At 60.5% G+C, this 1,141-nt stretch carries 1 protein-coding gene and 1 pseudogene; one reads left to right on the top strand and one right to left on the bottom strand.

The features are described 5' to 3' along the window. Positions 1-63 precede the first annotated feature (63 nt). A pseudogene (locus XpopCFBP1817_RS20805) lies at positions 64-558 on the top strand (CHASE domain-containing protein); the annotation flags it as partial. Between the two features lie 113 nt (positions 559-671). Here the strand turns inward: XpopCFBP1817_RS20805 and XpopCFBP1817_RS22390 are convergent. Further along, a partial coding sequence (locus tag XpopCFBP1817_RS22390) for a hypothetical protein (RefSeq protein ID WP_208619694.1) occupies positions 672-1,141 on the bottom strand: 470 nt, incomplete at its 5' end.

The raw sequence follows: 1,141 nt of genomic DNA, 5'->3' as shown, positions 1-1,141 counted from the left end.
GCGATTACGCACACTGCCCGAACACGTCTACAACCAGATGGTCATGGGCTGAAAAACGTGGGGATACCTCAGATCCTGACCGGGCTTGCGGTGCATCGGCATAACGAACTCGAGCGTGAGCAGCGTTTCAGCTCTGTGGTGCGCACCTTGTCGCGCAACATCCGCGAGCGCATGTCTACCTTCGAACATGGTTTGCGCGGCGCACGCGGCGCGGTCATCGGCGCAGGCAGCGGGCTCATCAGTCGCGACCGCTTCACCCTGTACAGCCGCTCGCGCGATTATTCGCGCGAGTTTCCCGGCGTGCTGGGTTACGGCTATATCCACCGCGTGGCGCCTGCTGACGAAGCGGCCTTTCTGCAGACTGCGCGTGCCGGCGGTGCGCCGGATATCCATCGTCGCCCGTTAGCGCCCTGGGCCGGCGAACGTTTCATCGTGCTGTATTTCGAACCGGAGTCCTCGGGCAACCGGCCGATCGGTCTGGACATCGCCTCCGAGCCGCGCCGACGTGCCGCTGCCTTGCAGGCATCGCGCAGCGGCGCGCCGATCATGACTGCGCCTAAAAACTCGGGCATCGCGAAACTGTGTGTTGCTGATAATAGAACGATGCGCAGATTTGTATAACGACCCTTTGCGGGAAGCTTTTGCGGCGCTCTGTATATTATGTCAAGGCGCTATTTCGCTTGTTGCACTCGCTTGCTGCTTGTCAGTTTTTTTGAATTCGTGTCCTTTTTTGTTTGGATCATGCCCCTCACTGATTTGAAACGCTGTTCAAGCTCTCGCCTGCCTGTGTCGACATCGCCGACGCGCTCGCTCGAACCGAACCGATCGACGAGGCCGCGGCGATGCGCATCCAAGGCGATGATCGCTTTCTGTTTCTGCAGCGATGGAGCGAGCTGATGCTGCGTCTTATCGCGGAGTGGCCCAACCCGCGCGACGGCAGGTACGACGTGCTCGCGGCGTGGCTGCGCGGCTGGACCCATCAGGCTTCGGCCGATTCGGTCGCGTACCGGGTCATCCGCGAATATCGCGATGCCGTGTCCGGCGAAATCCTGACGCTGAGTTTTCCCCACGTTTTCCCGAGATAGATCAGCTGGTTGCACCCGGATCGTGTAGAAACAAGTGCGCGCATGGCGCAGTCTTC

It is taken from the genome of Xanthomonas populi (assembly GCF_002940065.1).
GTDB lineage: Bacteria > Pseudomonadota > Gammaproteobacteria > Xanthomonadales > Xanthomonadaceae > Xanthomonas > Xanthomonas populi.
This window is presented reverse-complemented; position numbering and strand designations above follow the sequence as displayed.